The sequence below is a fragment of the Xanthomonas sp. JAI131 genome (assembly GCF_013410075.1).
Taxonomy (GTDB): domain Bacteria; phylum Pseudomonadota; class Gammaproteobacteria; order Xanthomonadales; family Xanthomonadaceae; genus Xanthomonas_A; species Xanthomonas_A bonasiae.
Genome location: NZ_JACCCN010000002.1, coordinates 762,972 through 781,131, shown reverse-complemented (window position 1 = coordinate 781,131; position 18,160 = coordinate 762,972). Strand labels below are relative to the sequence as shown.

12 protein-coding genes are annotated in these 18,160 nt (G+C 69.8%); 8 read left to right on the top strand and 4 right to left on the bottom strand.

All coding sequences use genetic code 11. The features are described from left to right. Window positions 1-43: 43 nt before the first annotated feature. The 3 genes from HDC36_RS10050 to HDC36_RS10040 all read right to left on the bottom strand — a co-directional run bounded on the left by HDC36_RS10050 (window position 44) and on the right by HDC36_RS10040 (window position 8,558). Complete coding sequence (locus tag HDC36_RS10050; RefSeq protein ID WP_179566801.1) at window positions 44-5,785, bottom strand: GLUG motif-containing protein; 5,742 nt, start codon at window positions 5,783-5,785, stop codon at window positions 44-46. Between the two features lie 13 nt (window positions 5,786-5,798). After that, window positions 5,799-7,319, bottom strand: coding sequence for a ShlB/FhaC/HecB family hemolysin secretion/activation protein (locus HDC36_RS10045; protein ID WP_343204333.1), 1,521 nt, complete (start codon window positions 7,317-7,319; stop codon window positions 5,799-5,801). Window positions 7,320-8,000: 681 nt separating this feature from the next. After that, window positions 8,001-8,558 (bottom strand): O-acetyl-ADP-ribose deacetylase, encoded by a 558-nt coding sequence (locus tag HDC36_RS10040; RefSeq protein WP_179566797.1) that lies wholly within the window; start codon window positions 8,556-8,558, stop codon window positions 8,001-8,003. A gap of 126 nt (window positions 8,559-8,684) precedes the next feature. Here HDC36_RS10040 and HDC36_RS10035 point away from each other — a divergent pair, with 126 nt between their 5' ends. Continuing rightward, window positions 8,685-9,170, top strand: coding sequence for a hypothetical protein (locus tag HDC36_RS10035; protein WP_179566795.1), 486 nt, complete (start codon window positions 8,685-8,687; stop codon window positions 9,168-9,170). Between the two features lie 181 nt (window positions 9,171-9,351). On the opposite strand, the gene HDC36_RS10030 is transcribed toward HDC36_RS10035, so the two are convergent. Next, window positions 9,352-9,738: an isoprenylcysteine carboxylmethyltransferase family protein gene (locus tag HDC36_RS10030; RefSeq protein WP_225209757.1), complete on the bottom strand. Its 387-nt coding sequence runs from the start codon at window positions 9,736-9,738 to the stop codon at window positions 9,352-9,354. Between the two features lie 266 nt (window positions 9,739-10,004). Between HDC36_RS10030 and HDC36_RS10025 the strand changes: the two genes are divergently transcribed. The 7 genes from HDC36_RS10025 to HDC36_RS09995 all read left to right on the top strand — a co-directional run bounded on the left by HDC36_RS10025 (window position 10,005) and on the right by HDC36_RS09995 (window position 18,118). After that, window positions 10,005-10,445: a hypothetical protein gene (locus HDC36_RS10025; RefSeq protein ID WP_179566791.1), complete on the top strand. Its 441-nt coding sequence runs from the start codon at window positions 10,005-10,007 to the stop codon at window positions 10,443-10,445. Between the two features lie 248 nt (window positions 10,446-10,693). Beyond that, window positions 10,694-11,800: a nucleoside hydrolase gene (locus HDC36_RS10020; protein WP_179566789.1), complete on the top strand. Its 1,107-nt coding sequence runs from the start codon at window positions 10,694-10,696 to the stop codon at window positions 11,798-11,800. Window positions 11,801-11,911: 111 nt separating this feature from the next. Next, on the top strand, window positions 11,912-13,369 hold the full coding sequence (locus tag HDC36_RS10015) for an AtzE family amidohydrolase (RefSeq protein WP_179566787.1): 1,458 nt from the start codon (window positions 11,912-11,914) through the stop codon (window positions 13,367-13,369). Further along, window positions 13,369-14,949, top strand: coding sequence for a gamma-glutamyltransferase family protein (locus HDC36_RS10010; RefSeq protein ID WP_179566785.1), 1,581 nt, complete (start codon window positions 13,369-13,371; stop codon window positions 14,947-14,949). Before HDC36_RS10015 ends, HDC36_RS10010 begins: the two co-directional genes overlap by 1 nt. A 79-nt stretch (window positions 14,950-15,028) precedes the next feature. Next, on the top strand, window positions 15,029-15,355 hold the full coding sequence (locus HDC36_RS10005; protein ID WP_255432669.1) for a tetratricopeptide repeat protein: 327 nt from the start codon (window positions 15,029-15,031) through the stop codon (window positions 15,353-15,355). A 139-nt stretch (window positions 15,356-15,494) separates the two neighbouring features. Continuing rightward, the gene (locus tag HDC36_RS10000; RefSeq protein ID WP_179566781.1) at window positions 15,495-16,409 is read left to right on the top strand and encodes a LysR family transcriptional regulator; all 915 of its coding nucleotides are present in this window, start codon (window positions 15,495-15,497) and stop codon (window positions 16,407-16,409) included. A gap of 452 nt (window positions 16,410-16,861) precedes the next feature. Next, window positions 16,862-18,118 carry an allantoate amidohydrolase gene (locus HDC36_RS09995; RefSeq protein ID WP_179566779.1) on the top strand — a complete coding sequence of 419 codons (1,257 nt, stop codon included), beginning with the start codon at window positions 16,862-16,864 and terminating at the stop codon, window positions 18,116-18,118. The last annotated feature ends 42 nt before the right edge of the window (window positions 18,119-18,160 follow it).

Here is an 18,160-nt window from a genome sequence, read left to right as displayed (position 1 = left end):
TGGCCTCGCGACGCCTCGACGAGGCGTCCGCGGCCGATGCCGGCTACTGCTGGATGATGCAGGCTTCCGCAGGCGCGACGGAGCTGCCCTGGCTGCAGGCGAGCGCGGGGACGCGAACGCCGCCATCAACGATCAGGATGGAATCGGTCGCGGCCGTGGCGGTGCTGCCGCCCGCGGCCTGGGCGCTCGCCGCCAGCTCCCTGGCGGTCTCGTCGTTGCTGGTGCCGGTAGTGCCGGTTTGCGCCGTCGCCGAGACCGAACGGTTGATCGCCTGCACCGTCGAATTTCCCAACTGAATGCCGGTGCCGGGACCGGTATCGCCGCCGGGCAGCACGCTCAACAAGCCATCGACATAGCTGACGGTGTAGTTGGACAGCCCCGCGCCGGTGGCGCCGGAAGCGCTGATCGCGTAGGTGCCGACTGCGGCGCTGGCGGCCGAACCGCTGCTGCTCAGGCCGACGCCGGAGACCGTGTCGCCATTGAGCAGCCCTGACACGGTGTAGCCGGTCAGATTGATGCTGCTGCCGAAGGTCTTGCTGGCATCGGTGGCGACGATGCGCAACGTGGCCGGATCGACGCGCAGGCTGCCATCGACATAGCGGATGACGTAGTTGGACAGTCCCGCGCCGGTGGCACCGGAAGCGCCGATCGCGTAGGTGCCGACCGAAGCGGTGGCGGCCGAACCGGCGCTGCTCAGGTCGACGCCGGAAACCGCGTCGCCATTGAGCAGGCCGGACACGGTGTAGCCGCTCAGGCCGAGGCTGCTGCCGTAGGTCTTGCTGGCGTCGGTGGCGACGATGCGCAGCGTCGCCGGATCGACCGTCAGGCTGCCGTCGACATAGCTGATGACATAGTTGGACAGTCCCGTTCCGCTGGCGCCGGAGGCGCCGATGGCATAGCGGCCGACCCCGGCGGTGGCGGCCGAGCCGCCGCTGCTCAGGGTCACGCCGGAGACCGCGTCGCCACCGATCAGGCCGGACACGCTGTAGCCGTTGAGGCTGGCAGTGCTGCCGTAGGTCTTGCCGGCGTCGCTGGCGGTCACCGTCAGGCTCGCCGGGGTGATGGTGATGCTGCCGGTTGCCGTATAGGCGATGTCGTAGCCCTGCTGGGTGGAATACAGCCCGCCGACCGCGATACCGCCATTGCCCGTGGTGTAGGTTCCCGCGTTCTTGCCGACGGTCGCATAGGTCAACGACGAACCGAGCACCAGGTTGCTGTTGGGGGTGCCGCCCACCGTGTAGCTGGACGTGGTGCCGCTGACGCCAGTGCCGTCGTAGGTCTTGTCCGCGCCGGAGACGGTGGCGGTGACCGTGAGCGACTTCAGGAAGCCACGCAGCAACGGCGACGTATGGCCCTCGTACATGCGCCAGGTCAGGCCGGTCCCGCCCTTGTCGTCGATGTTCCAGCCGGCATCGGTGAAGGTGGACAGCGTGGTCAGCTGGTTCCAGGTCTTGCCGCCGCTGTAGCCGTCGATGCTGCCGCCGGCATTGCCGGCGACGTTCAAGCCGGTGTTGATCGCGTTGCCGTTGGCATCGCTGGTGGCGAAGAAGCTGGCGACGATGCTGCCGTTGGAATTGGAACCGACCAGGCCGCCGACCGCATTGCTGCCGGTCACGCTGCCGGTGGCATAGGAATCGCGCAGCGTGTTGTTGTAGTTGACGCCGACCAGGCCGCCGACATACGCGCTGCCCGAGACATTGCCGCTGGCGTAGGTGTTGGCGATGGTGCCGTTGTAGTTGTAGCCGGCCAGCCCGGCGACATACATGTCGCCGGTCGCGGTGCCGGTGGCGTAGGCGGTCGCGATGCTGCCCTCGTCGTTGTAGCCGACCAGCCCGCCGATGTAATCGTCGCCGGAGACATTGCCCATGGCGTAGACCGTGCCGACGCTCGCCGAATCGTTGTAGCCGACCAGGCCGCCGACATAGCTCCCGCCCGACACGTTGCCGCTGGCGTAGGCCGATTCGATGCTGCCGCCGGACAGGCTGCCGACCAGGCCGCCGGTGTCGTAGGTGGTGCCGGTCACGGCGCCGGTCGCATACACGTTGCCGATCGTGGTGCTGGAACTGCGGCCGACCAGGCCGCCGACGCTCTTGGTTCCGGAGACGTGTCCGCTGGCGTAGGCATTGTGGATGCTGCTGGACGCGGCGAGGCCGACCAGGCCGCCCGCGCTGGCGGTGGTCGCGGTGACGTCGCCGCCGGCATGGGCGTTCTGGATGCTGCTCTGGGTCGCGCTGCCGATGAGGCCGCCGACGTTGTTGCCGGTGGACGAACTGGTGCTGGTCACGTTGCCGCTGGCGCGGACATCGTCGTAGGTGCCCTGATAGTCGTTGCCGACCAGGCCGCCGACGGTACTGCCGCCGGACACCGTGCTGGTCGACGACGAGGCGGACACCGATCCGGCGTTGTTGCTGCCGATCAGGCCGCCGACGTAGTTGCCGCTGTAGGCGCCGCCGCTGGCGACGACGCTGCCTGCGGTCTGCGCGCCGGAGATCGCGCCGCCGTCGTTGTAGCCGACCAGGCCGCCGACGAAGTTGCCGGTGCCGGCTACGCTGCCCGCGGCGGAGACGCCGCTGAGGGTGCCGGCGTTCTGGCCGACCACGCCGCCGACATAGGCCAGGCCCGAGATGCTGCTGCCGGTCAGCGCGAGATTGCGGATCGCGCTGCCGCTGCCGGTCACGCCGAACAGGCCGACGCTGTTTTCGGCGCCGCGGGCGATGCTCAGGCCGCTCACCGTGTGGCCGTATCCGTTCAAGCTGCCGGTGAAGGCGTGCGTGGCTTCGCCGACCGGATCGAAGCCGGCGCTGCTCCACATGCCGCTGGCGTTGCTGCCGGAGGTCTGGCTGGCATCGATGTCGGTGGACACGGTGTAGCTGGCCGCCAGGTTGTAGGCCATCAACTGCAACTGGTGGGCGTTGCCGATGCGGGTGCTGTACTCGCTGGCCAGGAACGGGCGCGTCTGCCCCTCGATCATGATCCAGGCCGCAGTGCCGTTGCTGTCCGTGGCCACGTAGACGTCGCTGGTGCCGCCGACCAGCGACCAGGTGCCCAGCGCGCCGTAGCTGGCGTGGGCATAGCGGCTGCCGCTGCCGATGCTGGCGACGTTGGACGAGGTCGAATTCTCGAAGCTGTAGCCGATCGCATTGGCCTGTCCGGAACTGCTCGCGTCCCAGTAGGCATTGCTGAGGCTCGAGTTGTAGCGGTGGTAGCCGACCAGGCCGCCGACCGACGCCGCCGACGTATTGGTGGCGGTCACGGTGCCGGTCGCGTAGACGTGATCGAGAGTCGCCTCGTAGGTATAGCCGACCAGGCCGCCGACCTCCGACGTCGCGCTGACGTTTCCGGTCGCATAGGCTCCGCTGATCGAGCTGCCGACGATCTGCCCGACCAGGCCGCCGGCGTTGTTGCCGGAGGCGGACACGTTGCCGGAGGCGTAGACGTTGGCGAGGGCGCCGGAGCTATAGCCGACCAGACCGCCGACATAGGCCTGGCCCGTTACATTGCCGGTGGCATAGGACGCGCTGACGGTGCCGGTATTGGACCCGACCAAACCGCCTGCGTAGCGGTAGGTGCCGCTGACGTTGCCGGTCGCGTACGCATCGCTGATGGTGCCGCCGTTGTAGGCGACCAGCCCGCCGAAATAGGTTCCGCTCGCGCTGACCGCGCTGCTGGAATGGCTGGCGGTGATGGTGCCGTCGGCGTTGTAGCCGACCAGGCCGCCGACGTAGTTGGCGCCGCTGACGCTGCCCGTGGCGTAGACGTTGCTGAGCGTGGCCCGGCTGGTGCCGGCGAGGGCGCCGACATAGTTGCTCCCGGTGACGCTGGCGTTGACCAGGCCCAGGTCGCGGATGGTCGCGGTGCCGACATAGCCGAACAGGCCGACGTAATTGTTCCCCGAGTTGATGCTCAGGTTGCTGATCGTGTGGCCCAGGCCGGCGAAGGTGCCGGAGAACTCGCCGGAGACCGTGCGGGCGATGATCGGCGACCCGTAGGTGGTGCCGCTGGCGTCCAGGTCCGCGGCCAGCGCGTAGTTGCCGGTATTGCCCACCACGTTCTGCAGATCGTCCAGGGAGCGCAGCAGGGTGTAGGCGTCGCCATTGATGCTCAGCTGGGCGTTGCTGCCGCTGAGCGTGACCGGGGCGTTGACGGGGTAGTCGCTGCCGCTGGTGACGGCGCCGTTGGCGGTGTAGCGGCCGTAGTTCAGCACCAGGCCGGCGTTGTTGCCGGTGGCGGTGATCGCGGCATTGAGGTTGATGTCGTTGTAGGCATCCAGGGTCAGCGTGGAGTTGCCGCCCCAGCTGATCGCCGCGTTCACGTTGATGTCGCCGCTGCCGCTGGTCACGGTGCCGGGGCCGCTGGCGGTGGTGCTGGTGGTGATCAGGGTGACGTTGGTGCCGCCGTCCAGTGTGCTGCCGATGGTGCCGGCGGCGGCGCTGTCCACGGTCAGGTCTTCCGGATCCACCAGCCAGGTGCCGGCGCTGCCGTTGCCGGCTGCCTTGGCGCCGACGGCGATGCCGCCGAAGTCCACGTGGTGGCCGCTGGTCTCGATGCTGCCGCCGTCGCCGCTGCCGGCGGCATTGGCGCGCAGGCTGCCATGTACCGCGGTGTCGCCGTTGGACCAGACCACGATCGAGCCGCCATTGCCGTGCGCGGTGGCGCTGGCGTCGAGCACGCTGCCGCTGCCGACCGTGGCCGAGCTGGCCTGCAGCAGGTTCTCGCCGCCCTGGTAGCCGCCGCCGATCCGGATGCTGCCGCCGGCGTCGTTGCCGCGCGCATCGATGCGGCCGCTGACCGTCACGCCGGCATCGGACAGGACCTGCACGCTGCCGCCGCGGCTGCCGGAGACGTCGATGCTGCCGCTGCTGGCCACGTCGCCGCCGTTGGCGACCAGCCGGATGCTGCCGCCGGAGGTGTCGATGGCGGAGGCTTCGAGCGCGCCGGTGTTGTTGACCAGCAGCGCGGACAGGCCGGTGCTGGCCGCCTGCAGCAGGATCTGTCCGCCGCCGGCGGTGAGCGTGCCGCTGTTCTCCACGGCCGCGCCGGTGCCGCTCGCCGCCTGGGTGGAGGCGGCGAGCAACTGCAGGCCGATCGCGCCGGCCGCGTCCATCGTCACCTGCACCTGGTCGGCGGAGAGCAGCCGGATGGCGCCGCCGTTGGCGCTGATCGTGCCGCTGTTGACGACATGGTTGCCGACCAGGTTGACCGAGCCGCCGTCGGCGGCGGTGATCCGTCCATGATTGATCACGCTGGCGGCCGCGGCATCGCCGCGGCCGAGCAGGTAGCCGTCGCCGTCGTCGGCCAGGCCCAGCGAGCTGGCGACCAGGCCGCCGACATTGACCTGGGCATGGCGGCCGAACAGGATGCCGGCCGAGTTGATCAGGAACACGTTGCCGTTGGCGCGCAGGCTGCCGTCGATGGCGCTGGCGCCATGGCTGGCATCGATCAGGTTGAGCGCCACCGCCGAGCTGGAGGGCTGGGCGAACACCACGCTGGCGTCCTTGCCGATGTTGAAGCTGTTCCAGTTGAGCACGGCCTTGGCCGCGTTCTGGTCGATGGTCAGCGTGCTGCCGTGCTGCGACACGCTGGCGCCGGTGGCGCTGGACAGCGAGGGCAGGCCGCTGGCGTGCGCCGGCGCGGCCAGCGCCCAGGCCACGGCGAACGGCAGCAGCGGCGCCAGCAGGCGCGCGGCGCCGGAGGTGCCGCCGCCGGCGTGGCCGGCGGCGACTTCGGAGGCGACCTGGAGCACGCCGAGATTGCGGTTGAAGACGAGGCGGTAGATGCGGTTCATGGCGTTCCCCAGATCAGAAAGTGAGGCCGAAGCGGGCCCAGTAACGTACGTTCTTGCCGTCGGCCGGCTCGGTGCCGCCGGTCGGCTTGGCCGCGGCCAGGTCGAACGACAGGCCCTGCCAGTGGGGAAGGCGGAAGTTCAGGCCGACGCCGGGTCCCTGGAAGGTGGTGACGGCGTCGTACACGGCACGGTTGGCCCCGTTGGGATAGACCCGGCCGTAGTCGTAGAACACGCTGGCGGTCAGCAGTTCGCCCCAGGGGCGGCCGCCGAACGGCGAGGCGGCGCCGGCGAAGCCCGGCGCGTCGATCTGGTACTCCAGGCTGGAGTCGAAGCCGCGGTCGCCCAGCGCGCCGCCGAGCGCGAAGGCGCGCACGCTGGTCGGGCCGCCGAGCGAGAACTGCTCCAGCGGCGTGAGCGCATCGTCGCTGTACTGGCCGTTGAGGCGCAGCTGCAGGCGCTGGGTGGCGGTCAGGCCCTGCAGGCGGGTATAGGCCAGGCGCGCGACTAGGAAGTGGCGGTCGTGCTGCGCGTACAGGTAGTCGGTGCGTTGCGAGTCGTCGTCCAGCGCGCTGCGCACGCTGAGCTGCAGGGCGTCGATCGCATGCCGCTGGCGATCGTCATGGCGCAAGGCGGCGCCGAGTTCGACCACGTCGAACTTCTGCTTGGACAGCAGCACGCCCAGGCCCTGGATGCGCGAGCTTTCCTGGATCAGGTGCAGCCAGGCCTGCATGCGCCAGGCGTCGGTGTTGCGGAACTTCCAGTCCAGGCCCAGCGATTTCTGCTGGGTCGGGCCCTGGATGCCCAGCGCGGCGAAGGCGCCGGTGTCCAGGTTGATCAGGCTGCGGGTGTAGGCGGCATTGACGCTCAGGCCGTCGACGTCGGCGATCGGCACCTGGTAGGCGAAACTGCCTTGCCAGTTGTTGGCCGGGTCCAGCGCATAGGCGTAGCTGGCGGAGAGGTGGTCGCCCAGGCCGAGCGGATTGTTCCAGTCCACGCCGAGCTGGGCGCGATAACGGCCGATGCTCTCGGTGCCGTAGTTGCTGGCGCCGACGCTGACCTGCAGCGGGCGGTCCTCGCTGGCCTGGATCACCACGTCGGTCTCGCCCAACTGCGCGCCGGGCTTGAGCACCGAGGTGACGGACACGCCGGGCAGGTCACGTGCGTAGAGCAGCGCCGACTGCAGGTCCTGCTGGCGCAGGATCTGGCCCTGCAGGGCCAGCGCGGGGCTGGCGATGAGGCGGTCGTCGTAGCGGCGCGTGCCCTCGACGGTGATCTTGCCGACGCGGCCTTCGGCGACGCGGATCTCGACGCTGCGATCGGCGCCGATGGTCTGCACCGGCAGGTAGGCGCGGGCGACCAGGAAGCCGGCCTGGCGATAGGCCTGGGTCAGGGCATCGGCGATCTGCTGCAGCTGGGCGAAGCTGAGCTGGGCCGGCAGCGCCTGGCCGCCGAGTTCGCGAAGGCGCGCATCGGCCAGTGCCTGCAGGCGCTGCGGGGTGATGTCCTGGCGCGGATGTTCGCCGACGCCGGTCACGCGGATGGCCTGGACGGCGATGGGCGCCGCCGCCGTGGCAGGCGTACTGGTTGGGACGGCGCCGGCATCCTGGGCGAAGGCGGCGGGGCAGGCCATGACCAAGGCAAGGCTGGTCGCCCAGGGCAGGACGAACAGGGCTTTCGCCAGCGCATTCGGACGCGGCTGACGGCAAGAGGTCTTGGTCATTGTGAAGTAAAAATAGTGTGAAGTTGGCGCAATGTATCGCCGCCACTGCACGCCAATCTGAGCAAATCTGAGCGCGCCCCCGTGAAAGCTGTCACACCCTGACAGCGTGAGGGGAAAATCCCTACAGCGGACGTTTCAGGCCATCGCCTGCGCAGCAGTATACGAAGCATGGCGAGGTAGTGGCGATGCCCGCGCGAGCAGCGGGGGATGGCGCCACAACGCTGTGCGCGGGGAGCTTGCAGGCCGTCGCTGGCGTAGACCAACTGCCGCGGTGTGCATGCCAGACCTTGGCGGCGGCGTCATCGCAGGCTCGCCGCTTCGGTACCGCATGCCAGCTGTCGGGCGCCGAGTCTTTCGGCAACCGGGATGCGCATGGGCTGGTTGGGTAGGGTGCTCGGCAGGCTACGCCAGGACCGATCGCGGAAACACGGCCGGATGCAGTCCAGGTTGGATGAGCGCGACGCCTCCCCGCGGATGCAGCAGCGTCGGGGCGGCTCAGGCCACCTGTGTTTGCGCCGCCTGCAGCAACGAGACCTGCATCAGCGCCTGTTGGTAGGCCTTGTAGGCAGCCTCGTTGTAGGCGACCAGGATCACCCGCTTCGGCACCGCATGCGCGCGCTGCCAGGCGGTGGTTTCGGCCACCGCGATGCGCGCGGCCTGGTGCAGCGGATACCCGTAGACGCCGCAGCTGATCGCCGGAAACGCCACCGAGTGCAGGCCCATCTGTTCGGCCAGGCGCAGCGAGCGCCAGTAGCAGTTGGCCAGCAGCGCCTGCTCGTCGTGCGCGCCGTCGCGCCATACCGGACCGACGGTGTGCAGCACATGGCGTGCCTTGAGCCGGTAGCCGGCGGTGGCGCGAACCTCGCCGACCGGGCAGCGCACGCCGGGCTTGAGTTCCGGAAGCCGCAGGCATTCGTCCAACAGCTGCGGACCGGCGGCGCGATGGATCGCCCCGTCCACGCCCCCGCCGCCGAGCAGGGATTCGTTGGCGGCGTTGACGATGGCGTCCACGTCCAGTTCGGTGATGTCGCCTTGCCAGATTTCGATCTTCATGCCGGGATCTTTATGGGATTCCAATGATGGAAACGTGATGAACGTGGAGTTCGCGCCGCGCCGATGCAACGGCGGCTTAACTGGCGAACGGCAAGACTGCAGCGTCTTCATCTCAGCGCCTGCGACATGAACCGGAACCAGCCGTCACCCCCCATCGCCGAGGCCCTGGCGCGTGGCGAGATCGTCAAGGCAATCAAGCTGTTGCGCGCGCAGAGCGGCATGGACCTGCGCAGCGCCAAGCTGCAGGTGGACGCGTGGCTGCAGGCCGGCGCGGCGCAGGCGGTCGCGGAGATGCTCGACCGGCATGCCGGCGCCGCCCAGGCCCCAACTGGGGCATCGCTGCGCGCGGACACGGATCGGTTGCCGCCGGCGGCGTTGCTGGCGCTGGGCCAGGGGCAACTGCTGCAGGCGATCAAGCTGACCCGCGAGCATCATCCGGGCATGCGCCTGCGCGAGGCCAAGGAATTGGTCGAGCGTTACCGCGACCGCAATGCGCCGCGCGCAGGCACGCCGCCGACCGTGGCAGGCGGCGACCGCCCCGGCGCGTGGCTGTGGGGCATGCTGGTGCTGCTGCTGGCTGCCGCGGTGACCTTCTGGTGGTTGCGCGGCTAGCGGGATTGTTCTGCTGACGGTTTGCAGGTTGAGGGAGCGACTTCAGTCGCGACGGGCTTCGCCAGCAAGGCCCGTCGCGACTGAAGTCGCTCCTGCAAGCAAGGTAGTGGGGTCGGAAACTTGCCGAGGCGAGCGCAGTTGCGCTGCAACGCGACGCATCCGATTCCCCATGCGGCGCAGCCTACAGCCAGCGCCTCACCTGCGCGCAATAGCGGGCGTAAGCGCTGCCGAAGCGCTCGCGCAGGCGCGCCTCCTCGAACGGGATCACCACGCGTTGTAAGGCAAGTAACGGCAACGGCAGCAGCAGGAGCGCCCACGGCCAGCCGATCTGCACGCACAGGCCGACGTAGCTCAGCACCAGGCTCACGTACATCGGGTTGCGCGTGTAGCGGTACGGGCCGCGCAGCACCAGGCTGGACGGCGCACGCTCGGGCAGGATCGTGGTACGGCGCTGCGCGAACAGCACGAAGCAGGCCAGCGCCAACAGCAGGCCGGCGCCGGCGATGACGCCGCCCGCGATCTGTATCCACGCCAGTGCGCGGCCCTGCGGCAATGGCAAGGAGAGCATGCGTTGCAGCAAGGCGCCAAGCAGCAGCGCGACGAAGAAATGCGCCGGCGAAGTCGAGCGCACCAGCAGCGGCACGTGTGCAGATCGGCAATGGTCCGGCCTCGAAACTCGATTGCTCAACGCTCCCTCCCCAGTTCCAAGGCTCCTAGCGCGGCTACTTTACCGTGTCGTCGCCTGCAGGCGTCAAGGCGGACGTGCCTGGGGAAAGGTGGCGAAAGCTACACTGCTCGACTCGAATAACGAAGCATTGTGTCGAAGGAAGAGGCATGAGCGAATTGGCGGATTTCCATCTTTTCTGGGGCGCTGCGATGGGGGTGGCGGAAAAGCTATCCGCGTCGGTGGAGGAGGGTGCGGACGATTTCGTCAAGGGTCTTTACGGCGAATACGTCGCGCAGGGTTCTCCGAAAAACAAGAAGAAATGGTTGTCGGAGCGCCTGAAAAATGAGTTCCTTTGTTTGAACGAGAAGCCGGTGTGGGTGGGTGAGCCGGCCTGGGCATACCATCAGGGACAGCCCATGGTGTTCCTGCACCAGGTGCTGGTTTCGCCTTCGGCGCAGCACATCAAGGAAAAGCTGTCGCTTGGCGATACCGTCTACGTGTTTGGATCGAGGCATCGTCTCGAGAGGCAGGGCGAGGAGTGGTCTGACGTTTATCGGACGGTGGTCCAGACCTTCGAAGGCAACACCGCATACGAGATCCTGCAATAGGGGCGCTGCAGATCCGGTGCTCGGCTGGCGAGGGGGCATATCGCTGGCAGGGCCGGGGACGCCGGCCGCAGTCGCAGGGTGCGCACGTTGCGCTTGCCGATGCGCCGTTGCCGAGACGGTTGATGGTGCCTTCGGCGCAAACCCCGCTACCCTAGGCGACCCGCTCCGATGCCGGCATTCGCCAAAGCGTCGGCATTGTGGGCGCGCTGCGAAGCGCCTCGCACTCCCTTCCTTGCCGGTCCCGATCCATGTCCATACCGCAAGCTTCCGCCGACACCGCCTCCGTTTCGCGCCGCCGCGTCATCCTCGAAGACGACATCGACGGCTTCACTCCCGCGCAGCTGCTGTTGCTGCAATCGCCCGAGGTCGAGGTGCTTGGCATCTCGGTGGTCAGCGGCAACATCTGGCGCGACGAAGCGCTGGCGCACACGCGTCGCCTGCTGGAAATCGCCGGGCGCGGCGAGGTGCCGGTGCTGCCCGGGCCGGTGCATCCGCTGCTCAACAGCGAGCTGGCCACCGAGCGCTGGGAGGCGCTGTACGGCAAGCTGCTGTGGAAGGGCGCGTGGACCCGGCAATGGATCGAGCACGACACCGTGCAGAGTTCGCCGCGCTACCACGCGCACGACGTGGTGCCGGACCTGGCGCTGGGCAATCCGTCGGTGGTGCATGTCGCGGACGAGCCGGCGGCGCTGTTCATGCTCCGCAAGGTGCGCGAATTCCCCGGTGAGGTCAGCATCGTCGCCACCGGCCCGTTGACCAACCTGGCGCTGGCGCAGCGGCTGGATCCGCAGTTCGCGTCGCTGGCCAAGGAACTGGTGTACATGGGCGGCAGCCTCAACCCGCGGCAGCGGCGCGACAGCGTGTCGGCGCGGCAGTTCGCGCGCGAGTTCGTCAATTCGCCGCGGCGCGAATTCAACATCCGCTGGGATCCGGAAGCGGCGAGCATCGTGATGCGCTCGCCGTGGCGCAAGATGGTGATGGTGCCGGTGGATCCGTCCACCGCCACCGAGCTGACCCCGCAGCTGCTGGCGCGGATGAGCGCCGCCGACACGCCGATCGGCCATGCGCTGCGCCGGCGCGAGCCCGGCTTCCCGCTGTGGGACGAGCTGGCCACCGCGCTGTGGCTGCATCCGGAACTGGCCACCGTCACCGAGACGCTATACGTGGACACCAACACCGAGTTCGGCGCCGGCTACGGCGACATCCTGTCGTGGGCGCCGGGCTACCAGCCCGGCCTCGGCGAACAGGCGCAGCAGGTGGTGCGCGAGGTCGATGTGGACGCGATCGAACGCCTGCTGGTGGAACGCCTGACCGCGCCGCAGCCGCCGGCGTTGGGCATGCCGTTGCCGGGCTGAGGCGTTCCAGCGCGACTGTAGGCAGAGGGGGAGTCTTGCGCGAACCGCGCGTCGCAGGCGACCCTGCGGATCGACAGCGCGCGTCGGCCCCCACTCATCGAGACAACCGTCATGCAGATTCCACAGACGTGGCAAGCCGGCATCCAGCGCAATACCGAGTTGCTGCGTGGCTACGCGCAACTGCTGCAGGAGTTCTCCGCGCCGCCGCTGCCGCCAACCGCGGATGGCGCCGGCGCCATCGCCACGCTGGTCGCGGCCACGCGCGCCGATGGCGCGGCCGCACAGCGGCACGCGCAGCAGGCGCTGGCGCAGATCGAACGCGGGAATCCGCGGTTGTGTGCGGTGACGCGGCCATTGCCGGCGCGTGCCGAGGCCGATGCCGCGCGCGTGCAGGCGGCGCTGGCCGGCGGCGGCGAGGGCGGTGCGCTGGCCGGGGTGCCGTTCGTGGTCAAGGACCTGTTCGATGTAGCCGGCCTGCCGACCACGGCCGGCGCCGCGTTGCGCGCCGCCGTGCCGCCGGCCACGCACGATGCGGCGGTGGTGCGGCGCCTGGCCGACGCCGGCGCGGTGCTGGTCGGGACCGCCAACATGGACGAATTCGCCTACGGCTTCGCGACGGTCAACGCGCACTACGGCACCACTGCCAATCCGCACGATCTGCAGCGCCTGGCCGGCGGTTCTTCCGGTGGCTCGGCCGCGGCGGTGGCGGCGCGCTGGGTGCCGTTCGCGCTGGGCTCGGACACCAACGGCTCGATCCGCGTGCCGGCGGCGCTGTGCGGCATCTACGGGCTGCGCCCGAGTCACGGCAGTCTGGAGATGGACGGCGTGTTCCCGTTCGTCGAGGCCTTCGACGTGGTCGGCCCGTTCGCGACCTCGGTCGCCGACCTGCGCACGGTGTACGCGGCGATGCGCGGGCACAGCCTGGCGCCGGTGGACACCGCTGCGTTGCGCGTGGCGCGGCTGGGCGGCTGGTTCCAGCGCAACCTCGATCCGGAGCTGGAGGCCGGCCTGGCCGCGCTGCATGCCGCGCTCGGTGGCCATGCGTTGCGCGAACTGCCGCAGGCAGAATGCGCGCGCGCCGCGGCGTTCGTGATGACCGCGGCCGAAGGCGGCTATCGCCATCGCCAGGCGCTGGCCACGCACGGCGCGCGTTTCGATCCGGCCACGCGCGATCGCCTGCTCGCCGGGCTGCAGCTGCCGGCGGCGGCCATCGCCGATGCCCAGCGCTTCGGCGCCTGGTTCGCTGGCGCGATGCAGCGGCTGTGGGACGAGGTCGATGTGCTGCTGGCGCCGGCCACGCCGTGCGCGGCGCCGCGCATCGATCAGGAGACGATCCAGATCGACGGCATGGCGGTGTCGGCGCGCGCCAACCTCGGCATCTTCACCCAGCCGCTAGGCCTGGCGCGTTGCCCGGTGCTGGCCGCGCCGCTGTACCGTCCCGGGCGCCTGCCGCTGGGCGTGCAACTGATCGCTGCGCCGGGACGCGAGGACCGCCTGTTCGCGCTCGCCGCGCAGCTGGAACGCGATGGCCTGATCGGTTCGACCCCGCCGTCGCTGGAGCCGCGCTGATGCTGCACACCTTGCGTTCCCGGCGCGGCATGGTGGTCGCGCCGCACCATCTCGCCGCGCAGGCCGGGCGCGATGTGCTGCGCGACGGCGGCAACGCGGTGGAAGCCGCCGTGGCGACTGCCGCGTGCCTGGCCGTGGTCTATCCGCACATGACCGGCATCGGCGGCGACGGCTTCTGGCTGATCGCCGAAGCCGACGGCCGCGTGCAGGCGATCGATGCCTGCGGCCGCGCCGCGCAGGCGGCCACGCTGCAGCACTACGCCGGGCAGGCGGCGATTCCCTGGCGCGGTCCGGGCGCGGCCAACACCGTTGCCGGCACCGTGTCCGGCTGGGCGCTGGCATTGCAGCAGAGCGACGCGCAGCTACCGCTGCAGCGCCTGCTCGAGGACGCCATCCAGCACGCCGCGGCCGGCGTGCCGGTCACCCTCGGCGGTGCCGGCGTCGCCGCGGCCAAGAGCGCCGACCTGCGCGCGCAGCCAGGCGCCTATGCGGCGATCTTCGAAGCTGCCGGCCGGCCGTTGCGCGAAGGCGAGCTGCTGCGCCAGCCGCAGCTGGCCGCCACGCTGCAGCGCTTGGCCGCGGACGGCCTGGACGATTTCTACCGCGGCGCGCTGGCGTCCGACATCGCCGCCGACCTGCAGGCCCTGGGCAGTCCGCTGCGCGCCAGCGACCTGGCCGCGCACCGGGCCGAGGCCAGCGTGCCGCTGTCGGTGGCGATCGCCGGCGCGCGCCTGTACAACCACGCACCGCCGACCCAGGGCCTGGCCTCGCTGCTGATCCTTGCGTTGTTCGATCGTCTCGCCGTCGACCAGGCAGACGGCTACGCGCACCTGCACGGGCTGATCGAAGCGACCAAGCAGGCATTCCTGGTGCGCGACGCGCACGTCGGCGACCCGGCCTGGATGACGCTGGACGCGCAAGCCTTGCTCGACGATGCCGGCGCGCTCGACGCGATGGCCGCACGCATCGATCCCGCGCGCGCGCTGCCGTGGCCGCAGCCCTCGCAGGCCGGCGACACAGTGTGGTTCGGCGCGATCGACGGCGCCGGCTGCGCGGTCAGCTGCATCCAGTCCACCTATTTCGAATTCGGTTCCGGGCTGGTGCTGCCGCGCAGCGGCATCGTCTGGCAGAACCGCGGCTGCAGCTTCCGTCTCGCCGCCGACGGTTGGAACGCGCTGGCGCCGGGGCGCAAGCCGTTCCACACGCTCAATCCGGCGCTGGCGCGCTTCGACGACGGCCGGCTCATGGCCTACGGCACCATGGGCGGCGAAGGCCAGCCGCAGACCCAGGCGGCACTGTTCAGCCGCTATGCGCGTTTCGGCATGCCGTTGCAGCAAGCGCTCAGCGCGCCGCGCTGGTTGCTCGGCCGCACCTGGGGCGAGGACAGCACCACGCTCAAACTGGAGGACCGCTTCGATCCCGCCGTGGTGCAGGCATTGCGCGCGGCCGGTCATGTCGTCGAACTGTTGCCGCCGTTCACCTCGGTGATGGGCCACGCCGGCGCGCTGGTACGCGAGACCGACGGCACGCTGTGCGGCGCCAGCGACCCGCGCAGCGATGGCGCGGTCGCGGGCTGGTAGTTAGCGCCTCCGGCTTGCGATGGCAATGTCCCACGACAGCGAAGTCCTCGCCCGCGCCAGAGCGCTGGTGGATGCGGCGATGACCGATCCGCAGCGCTGCTCCGCGCATCTGGCACAGGCCGAGTCGTTGCTCGTCGCCGCAGCGGCGTCGGCACCGGACGATATCGCGCTGCTCACCTGCCTGGGCGCGGTGCGCTGCGATCTGGGGAACTACGGCGATGCGGTCGAGGTGTTGCAGCGCGCTGTACGGCTGCGTTCGGACGACCGCAACACCTACTTCAATCTCGGCGTCGCGCTGCTCAACAGCGGCAGGCGCCGCCAGGCCATGGACCGCTTCCGGCAGGCGGCAACGCTGCAGGGATCGGCGGCGACCTGGGAAGCCTATTTCGATCCTCATGCGCAATGAAGCGCGACGTGCGCCATGCCGGCGAAGAACAAGGCGAGCACACGCCGCGCCGCCGCCGACGCTTCCATACTATGGCGGTCGCGCGACGACGCAGCCGCTTCCACGCCGAGCGCCAGGCCCCACAGGAACCGAAGCCGCCATGCCGACCTTCTCCCGCTTCACCCGCTATTTCATGGAAGTGGCGCATTGGCGCAGCATCCGCCGCGCCTCCGAGGCGCTGCATGTGTCGGCGTCGGCGATCGACCGGCAGATCCTCAAGGCCGAGCAGGAGTTGGGTGTGCAGTTGTTCGAGCGCCTGCCGAGCGGCTTGCGCCTGACCAGCGCCGGCGAGTTGCTGCTGGTCGATGTGCGGCGCTGGGAGAAAAGCTATCAACGCACGCTGGAGCAGTTCGACGAATTGAAGGGCCTGCGCCGCGGCCACGTCGAGATCGCGATGATCGATGCGTTGAGCGAGGGCATCGTGGTCGATGCGCTGGCGCAGCTGATCGACGAGCACCCGGGCCTGACCTTCGGCCTGCAGACCGAGGACAACCAGAAGGTCGCCGACAAGGTGGTCGCGGCGGAGGTGGACTTCGGCCTGCTGTTGGACCCGGTCAGCGGCATCGATCTGGAGGTGGTCGCCTTCGCCGAGATTCCGCTGGGCATCTGCATGCCGGTCGGGCATCCGCTCAGCGGCAAGGCCAGCCTGCAATTGAACGAGGTCCTGGACGACCATCGCCTGCTGCTGCCGGCCGCGCCGCTGATCGTCAACGAACACGCCAAGGTGGTGTACCAGCGCCAGCACATCGACACGCGCCGCTGCATCCGCTGCAACGACGTGCGCACGCTGCGCGCATTGGTGCGCCAGGGCGTGGGCGTGGGCCTGCTGTCGCAACTGGATGTGCTGGCCGATCTGGCCGACGGGCGGCTGGCCTTCGTACCCCTGCGCGAAGGCCTGGCCAAGCCGATGACGCTGTCGCTGTGCGTGGCCCCGCAGCGGCAACTGTCCAAGGCCGCGCAGACCATGCTGAAAGCGCTGGCGCCGCGGGTGGAAGCGATCCTGGAGCCGCGCTAGCCGGGAGCGCGGTCGAGGTTGAAGTCCCTCTGGCACGTGCACCGCCAGCCCACGACATCCCTGTAGGAGCGGCTTCAGCCGCGACCGATTCCTACCGGCGCCAGCCAAGGTCTGCCGTTTCGAACGCCCACAGCGCAGCACACGCATCCCATCCTCTGCACGCGAATGAGCGCGCGGACCGTCGTAGCGTTGCATTTTTTGCACTGCCTGTGCGCGAAAACGGTGTTTGCCCGGTTTCGGTACGGTTCGTATAGTGGATTGAGCCCGGCAAAAGCCGTGTTCCCTGGAAATAAGTTTTTGAATTGAAAGAACTTCTTTCGGCGCGTGGCGCTGGTGAAAGTTCTCGCCGATCGCCTGTTCCGTTCCGCCCGACTTCCAAGCGAACCCCGTCATGCGCGACACCCTTCGACATCCCGGCCACCACGGCGGCCGCACCTGAGCCGGCAGCGGCCATGCTGATGCCGGCGTCCCGCCCAGGCCTGCGTGCGGTCGCGCGCTGCGACGCGCTCGGCGTGGCGCCATATAGCGACACCGCCGACGGCCTGTTCCGCGGCTGGCTGAGCCCGGCGCATCGCGCCAGCGTGGCGGCCGTGGCCGAGTGGATGGGCGAGGCCGGCCTGCACACCCGCATCGACCCGGCCGGCAACCTGCTCGGCCGCTACGAGGGCGTCGCCGCGCAGGCGCCGGCGCTGCTGATCGGCAGCCACCTGGACAGCGTGCGCGATGCCGGCCGCTACGACGGTCCGCTCGGGGTCATGCTCGGCATCGAATGCGTGGCCGCGCTGCACGCACAGGGCCGCCGGTTGCCGTTCGCGATCGAGGTGATCGCCTTCGGCGACGAGGAAGGCTCGCGGTTCCCGGCGTCGATGCTGAGCAGCCGCGCCGTCGCCGGCACGCTGGATCCGGCCGCGCTGCAGGTAAGCGACGGCAACGGCATCGCGCTGGTCGATGCGCTGGCCGCCTGGGGCCTGGACATTGCGCTGGTGCCTAACGCGGCGCGCGCGCCGCACAGCGTGCTGGCCTATCTGGAAGCGCATATCGAGCAGGGGCCGGTGCTGGAGGCCGAGGACCTGGCGCTGGGCGCGGTCACTGGCATCGCTGCGCAGCGGCGCTACCGCGCGCTGCTGGTCGGCCGCGCCGGCCATGCCGGCACCACGCGCATGGATCTGCGCGCCGATGCGCTGGCCGCCGCCGCCGAATGCGTGCTGGCGGTGGAGCAGGTGGCGCGCAGCGGCCCTGCGGACCTGGTGGCCACGGTCGGGCGCCTGCAGGTCGCGCCGGGTGCGGTCAACGTGGTGCCGGGGCGGGTCGAATTCTCGATCGACGTGCGTGCCGGCGACGACGCCGTGCGCGATGCGGCGGCCGAGGCGATCGCGCAACGCCTGCATGCCATCGCCGCCGCGCGCGGCGTGCAGTTGCAGCTGCACTGCGTTCAGGACCTGCCGGCCAGTCCCTGCGCTCCGCGCCTGGTCGCCGCGCTGGAAGCGGCGATCGCCGCGCAGGGCATCGCGCCGCGGCGGCTGGTCTCCGGCGCCGGCCACGACGCGATGGTGATGGCGGCGCTGTGCCCGACCGCGATGCTGTTCCTGCGCTGCGCCGGCGGCGTCAGCCACCACCCGGCCGAACACGTGGATGCCGCCGATGCCGATCTGGCGGTGGCGGCGATGCTGCACTTCATCGAATCCCTGGGAGACACCCTTGTCCGTTGATCCGCTGCACGCCGACCTGTTCGGCGAAATCGATCCGCCGCA

What these genes read in the sequence shown, in the direction of transcription:
- HDC36_RS10050 (WP_179566801.1), bottom strand. Translation starts at nt 5,785, where the DNA reads ATGAACCGCATCTACCGCCTCGTCTTCAACCGCAATCTCGGCGTGCTC.
- HDC36_RS10040 (WP_179566797.1), bottom strand. Translation starts at nt 8,558, where the DNA reads ATGAAGATCGAAATCTGGCAAGGCGACATCACCGAACTGGACGTGGAC.
- HDC36_RS10035 (WP_179566795.1), top strand. Translation starts at nt 8,685, where the DNA reads ATGAACCGGAACCAGCCGTCACCCCCCATCGCCGAGGCCCTGGCGCGT.
- HDC36_RS10030 (WP_225209757.1), bottom strand. Translation starts at nt 9,738, where the DNA reads ATGCTCTCCTTGCCATTGCCGCAGGGCCGCGCACTGGCGTGGATACAG.
- HDC36_RS10025 (WP_179566791.1), top strand. Translation starts at nt 10,005, where the DNA reads ATGAGCGAATTGGCGGATTTCCATCTTTTCTGGGGCGCTGCGATGGGG.
- HDC36_RS10020 (WP_179566789.1), top strand. Translation starts at nt 10,694, where the DNA reads ATGTCCATACCGCAAGCTTCCGCCGACACCGCCTCCGTTTCGCGCCGC.
- HDC36_RS10015 (WP_179566787.1), top strand. Translation starts at nt 11,912, where the DNA reads ATGCAGATTCCACAGACGTGGCAAGCCGGCATCCAGCGCAATACCGAG.
- HDC36_RS10010 (WP_179566785.1), top strand. Translation starts at nt 13,369, where the DNA reads ATGCTGCACACCTTGCGTTCCCGGCGCGGCATGGTGGTCGCGCCGCAC.
- HDC36_RS10005 (WP_255432669.1), top strand. Translation starts at nt 15,029, where the DNA reads ATGACCGATCCGCAGCGCTGCTCCGCGCATCTGGCACAGGCCGAGTCG.
- HDC36_RS10000 (WP_179566781.1), top strand. Translation starts at nt 15,495, where the DNA reads ATGCCGACCTTCTCCCGCTTCACCCGCTATTTCATGGAAGTGGCGCAT.
- HDC36_RS09995 (WP_179566779.1), top strand. Translation starts at nt 16,862, where the DNA reads ATGCTGATGCCGGCGTCCCGCCCAGGCCTGCGTGCGGTCGCGCGCTGC.